Below are 17,900 nucleotides of genomic sequence, written 5' to 3'. Positions count from 1 at the left end.
AGTTCGGTCGGCACGGGATCCTCGTGACTGCTGATAGCACAGGTTGGTTACATGATGGCGAAGCGAGAGGGAGACGGCAGTGGAAGAACAGTCGAATGAGCGCGGAACGGGCATAACCGGTAGTGCCGATCCGACTGCACAAATGTCTTCCGAAGAGCTGCAGCCCGGCTTGTTCCCGGACGACTCCATTCCTGACGATCTGGTCGGATACCGAGTACCCAGCGCTTGCCAGATTGCCGGCATCACTTATCGCCAGCTCGACTACTGGGCACGGACGTCGTTGGTCGTGCCGTCCATCCGCGGCGCTGCCGGATCCGGTAGTCAGCGTCTGTACTCCTTCAAGGACATCCTCGTCCTGAAGATCGTGAAGCGTCTGCTCGACACCGGAATCTCACTGCAGAACATCCGCGTTGCCGTCGATCACCTGCGTAAGCGCGGCGTGCGCGATCTTGCCAACATCACGCTCTTCTCCGACGGCACCACCGTCTACGAATGCACGTCTCCCGAAGAGGTCGTCGACCTTCTTCAAGGTGGGCAGGGTGTATTCGGCATCGCGGTCAGCGGCGCCATGCGTGAACTCACCGGAACCATCGCCGACTTCCCGGCCGAGCGCGCCGACGGCGGTGAAAGTGATCCCAACCCGGAAGACGAGTTGGCCTCACGACGTAAGAATCGCGCCAGCCGCAAAACCGGATAACCTACGTCACATCTCTTTGGAGGATGCCACGGTGCAGGTAGGCGCCTCGGTCTACTAGACTGGGCCTGCGTCGCCGGCGTACGGGAGAGCCTCGGATACCGATTCACCGACTTGTCTTTGTTTCAGTTTTTGCTTCAAAGGCCAGTGGTGAGCGGGATCAGGGCGCCGAAGGAGCAATACCTCCCCGTCAATCTCTCAGGCACCAAGGACCGTACGGGCTCCGACGCCTCTGGAAAGCGGTGGGACAACCCACCCGCCGACGGGGAAAGGCTGTGGCTTCCGTCGATTGGCGGATCACTACCGAATCTCTCAGGCGCTCGGGAATCGAGCATGCGACAGAGGGGGAGGAACACACCGCAGGTCGGTGTGTGTCCTGATCCTCCGATCTGTCTGGGAGTTGTCGTGATCGACGCTGCAAGCCGTATATTTGCCGACCGCCATGTCGGTCCGAACGCCGCGGAACTCGCGCGCATCCTCGAACTGGTCGGGGTCGATTCACTCGACGAACTGGCAACCAAGGCCGTTCCTTCCGTCATCCTCGACGCTGCACCGAATGGCATCGCTGCCGGACTCGACGCTCTGCCCCTTCCGGTCGGAGAGCACGAGGCACTCGCCGAACTGACCGCTCTCGCCGCCCAGAACACCGTCGCGACATCGATGATCGGCCTCGGCTACTTCGACACGTTGACGCCGCCGGTGTTGTTGCGCAACATCATCGAGAACCCGGCCTGGTACACCGCGTACACCCCGTACCAGCCGGAGATCAGCCAGGGCCGCCTCGAAGCCCTCCTCAACTTCCAGACCATGGTCGCCGATCTCTCCGGCATGGAACTGGCCAACTCGTCGATGCTCGACGAGGCCACCGCAGCCGCCGAAGCCATGACGCTCCTGCGCCGCGCGAACCGCAGCAAGTCCCCGCGATTCGTCGTCGACACCGATCTGTTCCCGCAGACCCTCGCCGTCATCGAGACTCGCGCCGAGCCGCTCGGCATCGAGATCGTCTCCGCAGACCTCACCGCCGGTCTTCCCGAAGGCGACTTCTTCGGCGTCATCGCCCAGGTTCCCGGAGCCTCGGGACGGGTCGTCGACTACACCTCGATCATCGCGGAAGCTCACGAGCGCGGCGCACTTGTTGCCGTCGGCGCCGACCTCCTTGCGATGACGCTCATCACCTCGCCGGGTGAACTCGGTGCGGACGCGTGCTTCGGCACCACCCAGCGTTTCGGTGTTCCCATGGGGTACGGCGGACCGCACGCCGGTTACTTGGCCGTGCACTCCAAGCATGCGCGTCAGTTGCCCGGGCGCTTGGTCGGTGTTTCGATCGACGCCGACGGAGACAAGGCATACCGCCTCGCGCTGCAGACACGTGAGCAGCACATTCGCCGCGAGAAGGCGACGTCCAACATCTGTACCGCTCAGGTGCTCCTCGCCATCCTCGCCGCGATGTACGCGAGCTACCACGGCGCCGAGGGACTCAAGGCGATTGCGTTGCGCGTCGCTGCCCGCGCACACGCGTTGTCAAACGGCCTGCGCGAAGGCGGCGTGACCGTTGTCCACGATTCGTTCTTCGACACCGTACTGGCGCAGGTTCCGGGCAAGGCGGCCGACGTTGTCGCTGCGGCCAAGGAATCCGGGATCAACCTGCGCCTGGTCGACGCTGACCATGTCGGCATCTCCTGCGACGAGGCCACCACCGCCGACCACGTCCTCGCGGTGCTCGACGCGTTCGGCATCGAAGACGCTGTTGTCGCCATCGAAGCAGAGGGCAACTCGGTTCCCGCTGCTCAGGAGCGCACCTCCGACTACCTGCAGCACGAAGCCTTCACCCGTTACCGTACCGAAACGGCAATGCTCCGCTACCTGCGTGCGCTGTCCGACAAAGACATTGCGCTCGATCGCAGCATGATCCCGCTGGGCTCGTGCACCATGAAGCTCAACGCGACCGCCGAGATGGAATCCATCACCTGGCCCGCGTTCAACGCGATCCACCCGTTCGCGCCGACGTCGGACGCACCCGGTCTGCTGAAAATCATCAAAGATCTCGAAGACTGGCTGGTCGCGGTCACCGGCTACGACAACGTCAGTCTCCAACCCAACGCCGGTAGCCAGGGGGAGTACGCGGGTCTGCTCGCGATTCGCAACTACCACCTCAGCCGCGGCGACGATCACCGTGACACCTGCCTGATTCCCTCGAGTGCTCACGGCACCAACGCGGCTTCGGCTGTCATGGCCGGGATGCGCGTCGAGGTTGTCGCGTGCCGTCCCAACGGTGACGTCGACGTCGACGATCTGCGTGCGAAGATCGCCGATCACGCCGAGCGCCTCGCCGCGATCATGATCACCTACCCGTCAACCCACGGTGTCTACGAGCACGAGATCTCCGACATCTGCGCAGCGGTACACGACGCAGGCGGCCAGGTGTACGTCGACGGTGCCAACCTCAACGCGCTTGTCGGCCTTGCTCGTCCGGGACGTTTCGGCGGCGACGTCAGCCACCTGAACCTGCACAAGACCTTCTGCATCCCGCACGGCGGTGGTGGACCCGGTGTCGGCCCGATCGGTGTGCGCTCACACCTGACGCCGTTCCTGCCCGGACACCCGATGGCCCCCGAACTCGGTGGTAGAGGCACGATTTCGGCAGCGCCGTACGGCAGTGCGTCCATCCTGCCCATCACCTGGACCTACATCCGGATGATGGGAGCTCAGGGCTTGCGCCGCGCCAGCCTGACCGCCATCGCGTCGGCAAACTACATCGCGCGTCGACTCGACGAGTACTTCCCGGTTCTCTACACCGGCGAGAACGGCATGGTCGCGCACGAGTGCATCCTCGATCTACGCGGGTTGACCAAGGACACCGGCGTCACCGTCGACGACGTGGCAAAGCGTCTGGCCGACTACGGATTCCACGCTCCGACCATGAGCTTCCCCGTGGTCGGCACACTGATGGTCGAGCCCACCGAGAGCGAGAACCTCGAAGAGATCGACGAGTTCTGTGAGGCGATGATCGCCATTCGCGGCGAAATCGATCGCGTCGGCGCCGGCGAGTGGACGGTGGAGGACAACCCGCTCCGCGGTGCTCCCCACACTGCCGGAAGCATTGCAGCGCAGTGGGATCACCCGTACTCGCGTGAGATCGCAGTCTTCCCGCGTGGCAAGGCTCGCCCCAAGGTGTGGCCGTCCGTGCGTCGTATCGACGGTGCACACGGAGACCGCAACCTGGTCTGCTCCTGCCCGCCGATCGAAGCGTTCGCAGGTAACTAGTTCGCAGGTAATTAGTTCACCAGCCGCCGGAGATCATCAGTTCTCGAGTACGAGTTCGAGAACGGTGATCTCCGGCGGTGCGCCGACGCGTACCGGAGGGCCCCAGGCCCCGGCGCCACGCGTCGTGTACAGCACGGTGTTTCCGATCTTGTCCAAACCCTGCACCGACGGCTGCTGCAGCGGAACGAGATAGCGCAGCGGCCACATCTGCCCGCCGTGGGTGTGCCCGGACAGTTGCAGATCGATACCCATTTCGGACGCTTCGATCGCCTGGCGCGGTTCGTGCGCGAGAAGCAAGGCGAACGTATTCGGATCGTGGCCTACGAGGGCGGCTGTCAGATTCGGCTCGTACGGGGCCGGTGAGGTGTAGTCGTGGATGCCCACGATGTCGATGGTGTCGCCGTCATGCTGGATCGAGGCTCGGCTGTTGCGAAGGGTGGTGATCCCCAGGGTTTCCCACACGTCCAGCCACTTGCCACCGTCGTCGGCGTAGAACTCGTGGTTGCCGCTGACTCCGAAGATTCCGTCCGGCGCCCGAAGATCGGCGAGCGGAGCAAGATCGGGTGCAACTTTCGCGACGGTGCCGTCGACGAGGTCCCCGCCGATCGCAATCAGATCGACGTTCTGCGCATTGACGATCTCGACCACCTTACGAGTGAACTCGACCCCGCGGGCCGGACCCACGTGCAGGTCGGTGATCAGGGCGATCCGGTATCCGTTGAAGCCCTCGGGCAGGCGTGCCACGGGGACCCGAATTCGGGAGACCTTCGGGTTCGACGCCTCGTAGACGCCGTACCCGGCGGTGCCCAACGCCGCGAGAGTGACTGCCGCTGTGGCCAACTGCAGCGTACGACGCTTGGACGGGTCGACTTCGGCGGTAGTGTCCGTGCGACGTGCACGCAGACGACTGATCCCGGCAAACAGGCCGATCACGAGCAGTCCTGGAATCAGGTACAGCCAGGAGGCCAGCCAGACCCATCCGAGGAATCCGATAGGTCGCGCCCACGACGTCGGGAAGATTTCGCCGCTACCGACCCCGATGAGCGTCGAGACCCCCAAGACGACAAGCGCAGTGTCGGCAAGGCGAGCCCATCGTCTCGGCATGCCCGTGGCACGAACGAGTCTGCGGTGCAGGAACCAGGTCAGAAGGGCGAGGAGAACCGCGAAAACCGCGACGCGCCCCATCAGGACAGCATCTTTGTCACTGCGGCGGCGAGCGCCGGGTCGTACGTCGAATCGACGCGAACCAAAGTTCCGCCCGTCCGATCCGACACGTCTTGGAGCGTAGAGACGTCGTTGCCTGCACCGACTGCGATCACGTCGACCTGCACCGGACGCGACGGATTACCCGCAGCGGCGATCGCGCTGAGTAATTCGGTTCGCGTCGTGGTGGATTCGTCAGGTGTACTCGAGGTGATCAGCAACACCGAGTTGGCCCGTCCCGCGTCGAAACCGTCCACCGCAGCCTTGTACGAACTGGCAAGCGCCGGATACTTGGAGGTCTTTCCGCCGGCGCGAAGCCCGTTGAGGAAATCGGTGATCGTGGCGCGCCGATTCGGCTCGGACAGCGAACCACCCGGAACCAGGACACGCTCGGAAGGTCTTCCGTCCGTGTTGGTGCTGAACTCGCGAAGGCCGATGTCGGAAGCGTCAGGGCTGCGACCTAATTGAGTATTCAATGCCGCAGCAACATTCGCCAAGCGAGTATTGCCACCGTCGTCGGTGCCCATCGACTCCGACGTGTCCATCAGAATGGTGGCACTACGCGGCGAGACCGGGTTGGCCACTATTTCACCGAGTGCCGCTGCGGTTTCGGCGGAAGCCGGTGTCAACGTGGACGAGAACTTGGCTGCGGACACTCCGCCGAGATCGGGAAGTTCGTGACCCTCGACCCGGAAACCGGCGCCCACGAACAACTGTGACTGGCTGGACTCGCGCATGAAATCGGCGAACTGCGCCGCTGCGCGCGACGCGGTTTCATCGATCCCGCTCCCCGAGGTGATGACCGCCGGATAATCCGCGACGGGCGTTGCGCCGGCAGGGGAGTACGTCGTCATCGCCGGGTTCGCGCTCTGCGCTATCGACTGTTCCGTTGCCGGAACGGCTTTCACCGAATCCGGAGTTCCGGCACTCAAGGCTCCGAGGGCTTCGGCTGTGGATGCGGGAGGAGTCGGCAGGGATTGGAACTGTAAAGCACGCGCACTGAGCGCACTGTTGACCTGAGCGGACTTTGCCTGATCCGTCGTGACCGGACCGGTACCCGCGTCGGCGATGTCGGCGGCGATTGCCTGTGCAGCCATCGAGGTTTCGGTACTACCGACCGGCAGGGCGAGTGTCACATCCGACGGCAGCGATTTCCACGCCGACGCTGCGCTGTCCAATGCTGCAGCGGTCTCGGGGCTGACGGCCAGAACGATCGGGGAACTCGCAAGCGAGCGAGGATCACCGTTGATCACGGCCTTGCCGACCAACGGCGCGAGCTCGAACGAACTCGTCGGGATCCACAGCGAGGGACGCGGTCCCAGGGCTGCGTCGTCCCAGGGTGCCTCCGGACCGGCTTCGAGTGCCGTCGAGACGGACGAGGACGGTGCACCGTGTACCGCGACGGCGATGCAGTGATCGCGCACCACCGGCGAGGTCTGGGTGTACCGCTTGGCCAATTCCTCGACTTGCGGCGCGATGGACGGATCCGCGGTGACGTCGAGTGTCTTGTTACCTTCGACGCACGTACCTGCTGCCTGCTGCCCCTGATCGTCGATCCTGTTGCTGAGGGCCTTCCACCCGAAGAAGCCTGCCACGATCAAGGCGATCAGCACGACGACGAGAATCGGCCCCTTGCTGATACCTCTGGCGCCTGACCCGCCGCGATGTTCGCCCACGTACCTTGCCCTAACTCGGTCACTCGAAGAATGTCTCTTGAACGGACTTGTGTCCTCGGCCAGTCTAGTGACGAATCTTCGGGGCCTACGCGAACAGCCTCGACACCGGGAGCGGTGCCGAGGCTGTTCGGGTTCAGCTTCGAGTTCAGCGAGGTGAAATCAGGCGTTGGCAGCCTTGTACTCGCGGCGGCGGCGATGCAGGATCGGCTCCGTGTATCCGCTGGGCTGCTTCGCACCTTCCAGGATGAGTTCCTTGGCAGCCTGGAAAGCGATGTTGGAATCGAAATCAGGTGCCATGTTGCGGTACTCGGCGTCGCCCTCGTTCTGACGGTCGACAACCGGTGCCATGCGCTCGAGTGCACTCACGACGTCGGTTTCGCTGACGATGCCGTGACGCAGCCAGTTGGCGAGCAGCTGGCTCGAGATGCGCAGGGTGGCGCGGTCCTCCATGAGCGCGACATCGTGGATGTCGGGAACCTTGGAGCAGCCGACGCCGGCGTCGATCCAGCGGACGACGTAACCGAGGATGGACTGGCAGTTGTTGTCGAGTTCTTCCTTCTTCTCCGCGTCGGTCCAGTCGGTGCTGGGAGCGAGCGGGATGGTCAGGATGTCGTCGACGCTCGCGCGCGGCTTACCCTTCAGCCCGTCCTGAACAGCGAACACGTCGACGCGATGGTAGTGCGTCGCGTGCAGCGTTGCGCCGGTCGGCGAAGGCACCCACGCGGTGTTGGCGCCGGCCTTGGGGTGGCCGATCTTCTGCTCGAGCATGTCAGCCATCAGCTCGGTCATTGCCCACATGCCCTTGCCGATCTGAGCCTTGCCCTGCAGACCGCAGGCCAGTCCCGTGTCGACGTTCCAGTCTTCGTAGGCGCCGATCCACTTCTGCTTCTTCATCTCGGCCTTGCGCACCATCGCGCCGGCTTCCATGGAGGTGTGGATCTCGTCGCCGGTGCGGTCGAGGAAGCCGGTGTTGATGAACACGACGCGGTCGACGGCTTCCTTGATGCAGGCAGCGAGGTTGACCGTCGTACGACGCTCCTCGTCCATGATGCCGACCTTGAGCGTGTTCTCCGGAAGCCCGAGGACCTGCTCGACGCGGCCGAACAGTTCGGTGGTGAAGGCAACTTCCTCGGGACCGTGCTGCTTGGGCTTGACGATGTAGATCGAGCCGGTGCGGCTGTTGTCGAGCGGGCCGTTGGCGTCACTGATCGACAGGCCGTGCACTGCACAGGTGCTGGTGATCAAAGCGTCGAGAATGCCCTCGGGAACCTCGTTACCGTCGGCGTCGAGGATCGCGGGGTTGGTCATGAGGTGACCGACGTTGCGGACGAACAGAAGTGAACGACCGTGCAGGCTGAGTTCGCTGCCGTCGACGGCGGTGTACTTACGGTCGCCGTTGAGCGTACGAGTGAAGGACTTGGCGCCCTTCTTGATCTCCTCGGACAAATCACCGCGGTTGAGGCCCAACCAGTTCCGGTAGCCGACAACCTTGTCGTCGGCGTCGACGGCGGCGACCGAGTCCTCGAAGTCCATGATGGTGGTGACGGCGGATTCGAGAACGACGTCCTTGACGCCGGCGGCGTCGGTGCTGCCGATCGGCGAGGATGCATCGATCTGGATCTCGGCGTGCAGTCCGTTGTTGAGCAGCAGGATGCTCGTGGGTGCGTCCTTCTCGCCGAGGTATCCGACGAACTTCTCCGGCTGGGCGAGCGTGGTGACCGTACCGCCTGCCAACGTGATCTTCAGTTCACTGCCGTCGACAATGTACTTGGTTGAATCTGCATGCGATCCCGACGCGAGAGGTGCTGCGGCGTCGAGGAATTCACGCGCCCAGGCGATGACCTTGTCGCCGCGGACCTTGTTGTAGCCGGAACCCTTCTCGGCGCCGTTCTCCTCCGAGATGGCGTTGGTGCCGTACAGCGCGTCGTACAACGAACCCCAGCGGGCGTTGGACGCGTTGAGTGCGAAGCGCGCGTTGAGGATCGGGACGACCAACTGCGGGCCCGCCGTGGAGGTGATCTCGGTGTCGACGTTCGCGGTGGTGACCGAGAACTCGGCCGGCGTCGGCAGGAGGTAACCGATCTCCTGCAGGAAGGCCTTGTATGCGGCGGCGTCGATGGGAGCGCCGGCATTATCGCGATGCCACTGATCGATCTGAGCCTGCAGATCGTCACGCTTGGCAAGCAAGTCGCGGTTCTTCGGTGCGAGCTCGGTGATGACCTTGTCGGCGCCGGCCCAGAACGTTTCGGCATCTACACCGGTGCCGGGAAGAGCCTCCTCGACCACGAAGTCGTAGAGAACCTTGGCAACCTGAAGACTGCCGACCTGAACGCGCTCAGTCATGAATAGCCTCACTTTTCCGAAAGCGGAGCACCACATATGGATGCCATGAACCAACACCAATGTTACCTGGGAGTATTCCCACCGCTGTCCGCGCCCTGAGCTGCGATAATCGGGCGCGAAGAGCTGAAACGATCAAGTGAAATTCGTTCTGTCTAGAGTTTGCGCGCGGAAATCTCGAAACCAGCCGCGCGCAGACGCTCGACCAGGACGTCGCCGAGCGCTGTCGCCGGGGTCAAGACGCCGGCGGCCGGTGGAAGATCCTTTTGGTCTTTCGCCAATGACAACGCAGATTCGCCGAGCATCACCGCCGTCGCGCTGTATCCCGGGTCGCCCTTCGCCTTCACTCGTGATGTGTATCGAGCGCCGGTCGTGGTCGTGGTGAACACGTCGAGCGTGAAGTGACCCTTCTTCTGGGTGCTCTCGCTCGGACCTTCGCCGGGAGCAGGCAATACCTTGTCGAGAAGGAAGCGTGTCGGGGGAAGGGCGAGTCCGGCGACGAGCGCGCCGAGGCCGACCGCCACTCCGCCCGCGATCACCGGTGACGCCACCGACGAACCGACGCTCATCACCTCGCTGTACTTGAACTTCTTGCCGTACGTCCACTCTCGCAACGCATTGCTGCGACGGACGACGCGGGTGTTGTACGACGCCATCACGAACGGCGCCTTCCACCCCTTCAATGACAGATCGATCTTCTTGCCGTCGACCACGCTCACGTCGCTCTGACGTCCGAGTTCGGGCTCCCGATCACGATCGGGGCTCAGTGAATACGGCGAGGCCGCGAGTTTCCGCAGGCGCGCATCGTCTTTCGACACGTCGATCTGATTGCGAAGCGAATCGATGGTGCCACCGCTCACGCCACCGCGGAGCGCGGTGACCACCAGGGTTGTGTCGGTGAGTTCGCCGGCGCCGTCGGCAGCGACCTTCTCGTGTAGGACGTGCACTCCGAGATCGGAAGGGATGGAATCGAATCCGCAGGAATGGACGATCCTGGCGCCGGTCGACACCGCCAGGTCGTGGTTGGCGTCGATGCTCTCGCGGTGGAACAGTACCTCGCCGGTGAGGTCGACGTAATGAGTTCCGGCGGAAGCGCATTCGTGAACAAGAGCGTGGCCGTACTTGGCATACGGACCGACCGTGGTGGCGACGACTCGGGTTCGCTGTGCGAGTGCCTTCAGCGCGGTTGCGTCGTCGGCGTCGGCGATGATCAGGGGGAGATCGGCAGCCGCGGTACCCAGATCCGCGCGGGTGGCTGCCAACTTCTCGAGTGAGCGGCCGCCGAGGCCGATCTTCGTGCCTTCGGGCGCGTGTTTGACCAGGTAGTCGGCGAGCAGCTTTCCGACGAAGCCGCTCGCTCCGTAGACGATGATGTCGAGTTCTCGGGCGGGCGAGGTTCCAGTCATGGAGCCAGCCTACAAACGAGTACCGGAAAGTGATGTGACGGCGGTCACTCGACGGGGAGGGGTTCCTTGACGACGAGGATCGGAGCCTCGACTTCGAGCAACAGGCGTTGCAGCGGGCGTTCGAGCAGGAACTTGCCGATGGGGGACATCCGGCGCGTTCCGACGATCAGGAGATCGACACCCGCGCCGTGCACCAGGTTGACGAGCGCGGTTACCGGATCGCCGTCGTGCTCGGTGGTGCGCAGGTCCCACTTCGTCTCCGAGAATCCACCGGCGTCGAGCGCCGACTGGATCTCGCCGCGAAGAGCGACCCGATCCTCCTCGGAGTCTCCGATGTTGACGGTGTCTCCGATGTTGACGTCGTCCAGGACGTGCAGAACCAGGAGTTCATCGCTTCGACCCACGGATTCCCGTGCAGCGGCCACGATTGCGGCGCGGCCTTCCGGGCTGTCCTTGTGTACGACGGCGATCGTCATGGTTCCTCCGAGTCGGTGAGCAGGTTCGCAGTCCATTATCGCCTGCAATGCTGTGCTCTACCTGAAATGAGCTACTCGACACGGGGGTTTGGGGGTGACGAGATCGCCACATCGGGGCGCGGGCGTGCCGCCTGTCACCACTGCGGCGGTGCCGCCTGTCACCACTGCGGCGGTGCCGCCTGTCATCACTGCGGCGGTGCCGCCATCACCACGGTGAGGGTTGGTAATCCTTGAGGAAGCAGCCGTGTAGGTCGACGCCCAGTTCGCCCTGAACGATGGGGTCGTAGACGCGGGCTGCACCGTCGACGAGGTCGAGTGGCGCGTGGAAACCTTCGTCGGCCAGCCGCATCTTGGTGAAGTGCGGGCGTTCGTCGGTGATCCAGCCGGTGTCGACGGCGGTCATGAGGATGCCGTCGTCGAGCAATTCCTTGGAGCTGGTGCGGGTCAGCATGTTCAGTGCTGCCTTGGCCATGTTGGTGTGCGGGTGGCCAGGGCCCTTGTACGCGCGGCTGAACTGACCCTCCATGGCGGAAACGTTCACGACGTACTTGCGTCGAGCAGCGGCCGCGGCCATCGACGGGCGCAGGCGCGAAACGAGGATGAAGGGCGCGACCGAGTTGCAGAGCTGCACTTCGAGAAGCTCGATCGGATCGACCTCTTCGACGGTCTGAACCCAGCTGTTGGTGTGCGCGAGGTCGGGAAGTAGTCCGCCGGCGTCGATGGCGATCCCCTGTTCGATGCGATCGGGTGAAGCCGACTTGGCGACGAGAGCGAGCGAACTGACCGCGTCGGCCGAGAGATTTCCGGAGGTGATACTCGCGACGTCCGACAGCGATCCGGCCAGAGCAGCGGGGTGAGCGTCGCTCGTCTTGCCGAAGGTCAGGACATCGGGCAGTTCACCGGCAGGCAGTGCGCCGGACTCGGCGTCGACCAAAGCGCCGTAGGCGCCGGGGGAGCGTCGAACTGTTTGTGCGGCGTTGTTGATGAGGATGTCGAGCGGACCCTGTGCGGCAACAGAATCCGCGAGTGCAACAACCTGGGCGGGGTCACGGAGGTCGATGCCGACGATGCGCAGACGATGAATCCAATCGTTGCTGTCTTCCATCGCCTTGAATCGGCGGATCGCGTCGTTGGGGAATCGCGTCGTGATGGTCAGATGTGCACCGTCACGCAGCAGGCGCAACGCGATGTACATACCGATCTTCGCGCGGCCGCCGGTAAGTAGTGCGCGTCGGCCGGTGAGATCAGTGCTGGCATCACGTTTGCTGCGGCTGGTGGCAGCGCAATCGGGGCACAGTTGGTGGTAGAAGGCGTCGACTGCGGTGTACCGCTGCTTGCAGATGTAGCACGGCCGCGCCTTGATGAGCGTGCCGGCGGAAGCGCCTGCGGTGTTCGACTTGATCGGAATGCCGGCGGTCTCGTCGTCGATGCGATCGGGTGAACCGGTGGCCGTCGCGGCGACCACTTGGCGATCGGCTTCGTTGACGGCTGCGCGCGAAGCGAGGCGGCGCTTCTTCTTGAGTCGCTTGAACAGATGGCCGACAGCGCGCTGCATGGTGATCGAATCGGGATGCTCGTCGTCGAGTTCGGCGGCTTCGGAAAGGACCTTCAAGCAGATTTCGAGTTCTGCGGGGTCGAGTCCGGTTAGTTCGGCTCGAGCAGATTCTGAATCGGCTGTTTCCAGCGAATCTGCCTGCAGTGCATCCGACTTCTTGGTGTCTGTATCCACTTCGAACTTCTGTTCCATCTCGATCGCCGCTCGCGCGGACTGTTCCCTGGTTCGGGAACTTCGCCAATTACGAGAAAAGCTCCGGTTCGATGAACCGGAGCTTTTCCTGTCTGTCTCAACACAGAGTGTCCGAGGGGGGACTTGAACCCCCACGTCCGTTAATAGGACACTAGCACCTCAAGCTAGCGCGTCTGCCATTCCGCCACTCGGACTCGGCCCCGATTTCTCGGTGCTGGGAAAGAGTATCCGATGCCATCGCCAGGTCCCAAATCGGCCCATTGCTGTGCGCCTTTGTTAACCGCCCGGGGTTAATAAAGGCGCACAGCAAAATGACCCCAACCTGATCAGGCTGGGGTCATTTTGCTGTATTCGAGTGTCCGAGGGGGGACTTGAACCCCCACGTCCGTTAATAGGACACTAGCACCTCAAGCTAGCGCGTCTGCCATTCCGCCACTCGGACTCGGCCCCGATTTCTCGGTGCTGGGAAAGAGTATCCGATTAGCTCATCTGCCCCAAATCGCCAGGTTGCGGGGCATTCCGGTCGCCCGCGTCGTTTGATTCGATGGTAGGAAAGTGGAATGACCACAACCCTGAATAATCCGAATCCGAGTAGAGCCGAAGCAGAAGTAGTCGAACTGGTCAGTTCTCTCATCCGCTTCGACACCTCGAACACGGGAGAACTCGAAACCACCAAGGGCGAGCGTGCGTGCGCGGAGTGGGTTGCTGCGCAGCTTCAAGAAGTCGGTTACGAGACGGAATACGTCGAGTCCGGCGCACCCGGACGTGGGAACGTTTTTGCTCGCTTGAAGGGTGCCGAGTCGGGTCGCGGTGCGCTGATGCTTCACGGTCACCTCGACGTCGTCCCGGCCGAGCCCGCCGACTGGAGCGTGCACCCCTTTGCCGGCACCGTCCAGGACGGTTACGTCTGGGGGCGCGGCGCCGTGGATATGAAGGACATGGTCGGGATGATCCTGGCCCTCGCCAGACAGTTCAAGGCGGAAGGCGTCGTACCTCCGCGTGATCTGGTGTTCGCCTTCGTGGCGGACGAGGAAGCAGGCGGGAAGTACGGATGCCAGTGGCTGGTCGAGCATCGCCCGGATCTGTTCGAGGGAGTGACCGAGGCCGTGGGTGAAGTCGGCGGCTTCTCGCTGACGGTTCCGCGACCTGACGGAACCGACCGCCGCCTATACCTCGTGGAGACTGCGGAAAAAGGGCTCGGGTGGATGCGTCTGACTGCCAAGGGACGCGCCGGGCACGGATCCTTCCTCCACGACGACAACGCCGTCGCCACACTTGCCGGCGCGGTCTCGAGGCTAGCTGCCCACCAGTTCCCGATCGTGATCTCGGATTCGGTCGCGGAGTTCCTCACCGCCGTCGGCGAGGAGACCGGATTGGACTTCGATCCGGGATCACCCGACATCGACGGAACCCTCGCGAAGCTGGGGACGATCGCCAACATCATCGGGGCGACGTTCCGTGACACGGCGAACCCGACGATGCTCAAGGCCGGATACAAGGCGAACGTCATTCCGCAGACAGCCGAGGCGGTTTTCGACTGCCGCGTGCTGCCGGGACGGCAGGCCGAATTCGAGCGCACGGTGGACCAACTGATCGGTCCGGACGTGACCCGCGAGTGGATCACCAAGCTGGACTCGTACGAGACGACGTTCGACGGCCATCTCGTCGACGCCATGAACGAGGCGATCCTCGCTCATGATCCGGAGGCCCGCACCGTTCCGTACATGCTCTCCGGTGGTACGGACGCGAAGGCTTTCGCGAAACTCGGCATTCGCTGCTTCGGTTTCGCGCCGTTGCAGTTGCCGCCCGAGTTGGATTTCAGCGCGCTGTTCCACGGCGTCGACGAGCGAGTTCCGGTGGACGCACTACTGTTCGGGACACGTGTTCTGGAACATTTCCTGCTCAATTCCTGACGAGCACGTGGATAGATCCGTGGGCTCGACTCACATCGAGCTCTCTTGTCACAGAAAGGATTCGCATGGCGCACGATCCGTACGAACCATTGCCGAAGTTGCCGAGTTTCGAGCTGACCAGTGACGACATCACTGCCGGCCAGCCGCTGAAGCTTGCTCAGGCCAGTGGTGCTTTCGGTGTTCCCGGTGGCGAAGACATCTCACCGCAGCTCTCGTGGTCGGGCTTTCCGGCCGAGACGAAGAGTTTTGTCGTGACGGTGTTCGACCCGGACGCACCGACAGCGTCGGGATTCTGGCACTGGGCCGTGGCGAACATTCCGGCTTCCGTCACCGAACTTCCGGCCGGCGCCGGCGCGGCGGACAGCAGTGTCCTGCCTGCCGGAACCGTCACACTCCGCCACGACGGCGGCGGGTTCGGTTTCATCGGTGCAGGCCCGCCACCCGGGCACGGCCCGCATCGCTACATCATCGCGGTGCATGCCCTCGACGTGGAGACACTGGACGGGGTTACTGCTGACTCGTCGCCGGCGTTCCTCGGTTTCAACGTGTTCCATCACGCGATTGCGCGTGCAACCCTGACCGGGACGTTCGAGGTCGAGTAATCACCCTGCTGTGCGCCTTTGTTAACCGCGGGCGGTTAACAAAGGCGCACAGCAGTTTCTAGCGAGGGTTCTCAGCTCCGACAGCCTGCGCGATCGACGAGAAGCCCGCCGCGCGCACGCGCTTGGCGATGCCTTTGTGGATGCTGCGAGCCCAGAACGGTCCGCCGTAGATGAAGCCGGTGTATCCCTGAACCAGCGTCGCGCCGGCGAGGATCCGTTCCCACGCCTGATCGGCCGTCTCGATACCGCCGACCGAGATGATGGTCATCTTTTCGCCCACTCGGCCGTACAGCCTCCGAAGTACCTCGAGCGAGCGCTCGGCAACCGGTGCGCCGGACAGCCCGCCCGCGCCGAGTGCAGCTACCTCGGCGTCCGGGGTCTTCAAACCGTCGCGGCGGATCGTGGTGTTGGTCGCGACGATTCCGGCAAGTCCGAGTTCGACTGCCAGATCGGCAACGGCGTCGACGTCGTCGTCGGAGAGATCGGGAGCGATCTTCACCAGTACCGGCACGCTGACGGTGTCGAGCACGGCCTGCAGGATAGGGCGCAGTGATTCGACGGCTTGCAGATCACGGAGCCCGGGTGTGTTCGGCGAGCTGACATTCACGACCATGAAGTCGGCCAGAGGTCCGAGAAGCTGCGCGCTGGCGGTGTAGTCGGCAGCGGCGTCGGCGGCTTCGACGATCTTGGTCTTGCCGATGTTGGCGCCGATCGGCACCGTGACGCGGCGCTGCCGCAGGAAGTTGGCTGCGTGACCGGCGCCGTGGTTGTTGAAGCCCATCCGGTTGATCAGAGCATGGTCGGCTGGAAGACGGAACAGGCGCGGCGCGGGGTTACCGGGCTGAGCCTGGGCCGTCACCGTTCCGACCTCGGCGAAACCGAAGCCCAACGGGCCCCAGGCGTCGACTCCGGTGGCGTCCTTGTCGAACCCGGCCGCCAGTCCGAGAGGTGCGGGGAACGTCAGACCGAAAGCTTGACTGCGCAATACCGGGTCGTCGACGACAAGAACTTTCGAGACCAGCCAGCGAAGGGGAGCGAATCGTGTCACCAATTTCATCGCGGTGAAGGCAATGTGGTGGATGCGTTCCGGTGGGACCCGGAACATCAGGCTCAGCAGCAGTTGGTACACGATTCTCCAGCTCTTCGGTGGTGTGATGTTGTCAGCGGCTTCGACGGCGGCGGATCCTGTTTCGTATGTCGAACAATCAGTGCTGAATGCCGTCCGGATCGGTCACGTGCAGCGGCGTCTTCTTGCGCTTGAGAAGCACACGTCGGCTGCCGTCGGGATAGAGACGAACGCGGGAGAGTTCCCACCCGCCGAACTCGGCGGAGATCGCCAGCCGCATCGACGCCGTGACCCGCGAAACGTTCGGCGGTAGCCGGAGCGGCACGTAGTCGAACTTGTCGTCCGACGTTTCCCACTGCGCGGGGATCCCGCGCGCACGCTTTTCCATCAGTTCTCCCGTGACGGGATGACCTGCAGCCCGTCACCGGTTGCCGATCCGACGATCAGATTGCCGTTGGAAGAGTCTACGGCCAACGAATTCGGCTGTCGCACCGTCTTGAACCGTCCGGTCTCCACGGGGATGCCTGACGACAGATCGAAGCCGACCACCTCGTTGGTCGCGGTCAGCGTGACCCACACCCGATCCGCGGTTTCGTCGTAGGCAACGGCGTAGGGCGACTCGCCGACGGGGTAGCGCTGGTGCATCAGGAGCGGATCGGCAGTGAAGACGAGTAGTTCGTTGCCGGTGGTGTCCGTGACCAGAATTCGTCCGAATCGATCGGTGGTCAGGTGGGTCGCGCCTTCACCGGCGCGGAGAGCAACGCCGAGTTTGCTGTCTTCGAGATTGATCGCCGTCAGCGAGGTCTGACGGTGATCGAGTGCGCTCAGGTTGTCGCCGGTCACCGCGAGTTCGTCAACGGAGGCGAATCCCGAAACCGTCTGTGACTGATCGGTCTTCGGGTCGATGATGTGAACTGAACCATTGTCCGTGCCGATCGCGATGCGGCCGTCGGTGAGCTCGACCGCGGAGTTCGCCTGGCCGTCGACTGGGATGGACGTCTGTTCGCCCGAAGTCAGATTCAGCTTCACTACCTGGCGATTCATCGACAGCAGCGCATTGCCGTCAGCGGCGATCGAGACATCGCGCACGTCCGAATCCAGGGTGATCGGACGACCTGTCGAGGCCGGGTCGGCGCCGGCCAAGCTGTCCGAAGGAACGACCAGCACCGAGCGGGGGTCGTTGGCGACCAGGACAGCGCTGCGCGTGATCGGGTCGAATGTGATGGAATCGATCAGACCTGAATACGGGTGAACCACGCCGGCCGGGGTGCTGGTGGTGGCCGGCGAGACCCCGGCCGTTGCGGGATCGATCGTGATGAGGTCGTCTCCGCCATCTCCGGAAGAACATCCTGTGACCAGCAGAACCGCCGCCCCCATTGCTGCTGCAGTGGTGCGGATCCCTAGGCGAGCCATGTGTAGTTCCTCTTTTTCTTGTCATCTGTTCTTCACGCAGTGCGACTGTCATCGATCATCCCTGATCGCAGTCGGGCGCCATTCATCGCGTCGAGGAACC

At 63.5% G+C, this 17,900-nt stretch carries 13 protein-coding genes, 2 tRNA genes and 1 riboswitch; of the genes, 4 read left to right on the top strand and 11 right to left on the bottom strand.

The genetic code is table 11. The features are described from left to right. Window positions 1-142 precede the first annotated feature (142 nt). Window positions 143-697 (top strand): MerR family transcriptional regulator, encoded by a 555-nt coding sequence (locus QM716_RS14725; protein ID WP_021344354.1) that lies wholly within the window; start codon window positions 143-145, stop codon window positions 695-697. Window positions 698-916: 219 nt separating this feature from the next. Next, a riboswitch (glycine riboswitch) is annotated at window positions 917-1,046 on the top strand. Between the two features lie 53 nt (window positions 1,047-1,099). Further along, the gene (gene gcvP, locus QM716_RS14720; protein WP_283304782.1) at window positions 1,100-3,958 is read left to right on the top strand and encodes an aminomethyl-transferring glycine dehydrogenase; all 2,859 of its coding nucleotides are present in this window, start codon (window positions 1,100-1,102) and stop codon (window positions 3,956-3,958) included. A 36-nt stretch (window positions 3,959-3,994) separates the two neighbouring features. On the opposite strand, the gene QM716_RS14715 is transcribed toward gcvP, so the two are convergent. From QM716_RS14715 to QM716_RS14680, 8 genes are all read right to left on the bottom strand, one after another. Beyond that, entirely contained in the window at window positions 3,995-5,143 is a 1,149-nt protein-coding gene (locus QM716_RS14715; RefSeq protein WP_283304781.1) for a metallophosphoesterase, read from the bottom strand. Beyond that, window positions 5,143-6,837, bottom strand: coding sequence for a substrate-binding domain-containing protein (locus tag QM716_RS14710; protein WP_283304780.1), 1,695 nt, complete (start codon window positions 6,835-6,837; stop codon window positions 5,143-5,145). Before QM716_RS14710 ends, QM716_RS14715 begins: the two co-directional genes overlap by 1 nt. Window positions 6,838-6,996: 159 nt before the next feature. Next, window positions 6,997-9,180 (bottom strand): malate synthase G, encoded by a 2,184-nt coding sequence (locus QM716_RS14705; RefSeq protein WP_283304779.1) that lies wholly within the window; start codon window positions 9,178-9,180, stop codon window positions 6,997-6,999. Window positions 9,181-9,332: 152 nt separating this feature from the next. After that, window positions 9,333-10,583, bottom strand: a complete 1,251-nt coding sequence (locus QM716_RS14700; RefSeq protein WP_283304778.1) for a saccharopine dehydrogenase family protein — start codon at window positions 10,581-10,583, stop codon at window positions 9,333-9,335. Between the two features lie 44 nt (window positions 10,584-10,627). Further along, entirely contained in the window at window positions 10,628-11,059 is a 432-nt protein-coding gene (locus QM716_RS14695) for a universal stress protein (protein WP_283304777.1), read from the bottom strand. Between the two features lie 205 nt (window positions 11,060-11,264). After that, window positions 11,265-12,806, bottom strand: coding sequence for an SDR family NAD(P)-dependent oxidoreductase (locus tag QM716_RS14690; protein WP_283304776.1), 1,542 nt, complete (start codon window positions 12,804-12,806; stop codon window positions 11,265-11,267). 108 nt (window positions 12,807-12,914) lie between these two features. Then, window positions 12,915-13,000 (bottom strand) — tRNA-Leu (locus QM716_RS14685). Between the two features lie 162 nt (window positions 13,001-13,162). Then, window positions 13,163-13,248 (bottom strand) — tRNA-Leu (locus QM716_RS14680). Between the two features lie 118 nt (window positions 13,249-13,366). Between QM716_RS14680 and QM716_RS14675 the strand changes: the two genes are divergently transcribed. After that, the gene (locus QM716_RS14675) at window positions 13,367-14,719 is read left to right on the top strand and encodes a M20/M25/M40 family metallo-hydrolase (protein ID WP_283304775.1); all 1,353 of its coding nucleotides are present in this window, start codon (window positions 13,367-13,369) and stop codon (window positions 14,717-14,719) included. A 65-nt stretch (window positions 14,720-14,784) separates the two neighbouring features. Next, window positions 14,785-15,321 (top strand): YbhB/YbcL family Raf kinase inhibitor-like protein, encoded by a 537-nt coding sequence (locus QM716_RS14670; RefSeq protein WP_283304774.1) that lies wholly within the window; start codon window positions 14,785-14,787, stop codon window positions 15,319-15,321. Window positions 15,322-15,379: 58 nt separating this feature from the next. Here the strand turns inward: QM716_RS14670 and QM716_RS14665 are convergent, their stop codons facing one another. The 3 genes from QM716_RS14665 to QM716_RS14655 all read right to left on the bottom strand — a co-directional run bounded on the left by QM716_RS14665 (window position 15,380) and on the right by QM716_RS14655 (window position 17,800). Beyond that, on the bottom strand, window positions 15,380-16,450 hold the full coding sequence (locus tag QM716_RS14665; RefSeq protein ID WP_283304773.1) for a quinone-dependent dihydroorotate dehydrogenase: 1,071 nt from the start codon (window positions 16,448-16,450) through the stop codon (window positions 15,380-15,382). Between the two features lie 76 nt (window positions 16,451-16,526). After that, window positions 16,527-16,775: a DUF5703 family protein gene (locus tag QM716_RS14660; protein WP_007733391.1), complete on the bottom strand. Its 249-nt coding sequence runs from the start codon at window positions 16,773-16,775 to the stop codon at window positions 16,527-16,529. Next, window positions 16,775-17,800: an NHL repeat-containing protein gene (locus QM716_RS14655; RefSeq protein ID WP_283304772.1), complete on the bottom strand. Its 1,026-nt coding sequence runs from the start codon at window positions 17,798-17,800 to the stop codon at window positions 16,775-16,777. The genes QM716_RS14660 and QM716_RS14655 overlap by 1 nt, the downstream gene beginning before the upstream one ends. Window positions 17,801-17,900: the final 100 nt, after the last annotated feature.

Origin of the sequence: Rhodococcus sp. IEGM 1409, from assembly GCF_030056735.1 — a bacterium.
Lineage (GTDB): Bacteria > Actinomycetota > Actinomycetes > Mycobacteriales > Mycobacteriaceae > Rhodococcus_F.
This window is presented reverse-complemented; position numbering and strand designations above follow the sequence as displayed.

Coding starts and splice junctions, on each gene's coding strand:
- QM716_RS14725 (WP_021344354.1), top strand. CDS start 143: ATGTCTTCCGAAGAGCTGCAGCCCGGCTTGTTCCCGGACGACTCCATT.
- QM716_RS14705 (WP_283304779.1), bottom strand. CDS start 9,180: ATGACTGAGCGCGTTCAGGTCGGCAGTCTTCAGGTTGCCAAGGTTCTC.
- QM716_RS14690 (WP_283304776.1), bottom strand. CDS start 12,806: ATGGAACAGAAGTTCGAAGTGGATACAGACACCAAGAAGTCGGATGCA.
- QM716_RS14655 (WP_283304772.1), bottom strand. CDS start 17,800: ATGGCTCGCCTAGGGATCCGCACCACTGCAGCAGCAATGGGGGCGGCG.
- QM716_RS14700 (WP_283304778.1), bottom strand. CDS start 10,583: ATGACTGGAACCTCGCCCGCCCGAGAACTCGACATCATCGTCTACGGA.
- QM716_RS14670 (WP_283304774.1), top strand. CDS start 14,785: ATGGCGCACGATCCGTACGAACCATTGCCGAAGTTGCCGAGTTTCGAG.
- QM716_RS14695 (WP_283304777.1), bottom strand. CDS start 11,059: ATGACGATCGCCGTCGTACACAAGGACAGCCCGGAAGGCCGCGCCGCA.
- QM716_RS14660 (WP_007733391.1), bottom strand. CDS start 16,775: ATGGAAAAGCGTGCGCGCGGGATCCCCGCGCAGTGGGAAACGTCGGAC.
- QM716_RS14715 (WP_283304781.1), bottom strand. CDS start 5,143: ATGGGGCGCGTCGCGGTTTTCGCGGTTCTCCTCGCCCTTCTGACCTGG.
- QM716_RS14675 (WP_283304775.1), top strand. CDS start 13,367: ATGACCACAACCCTGAATAATCCGAATCCGAGTAGAGCCGAAGCAGAA.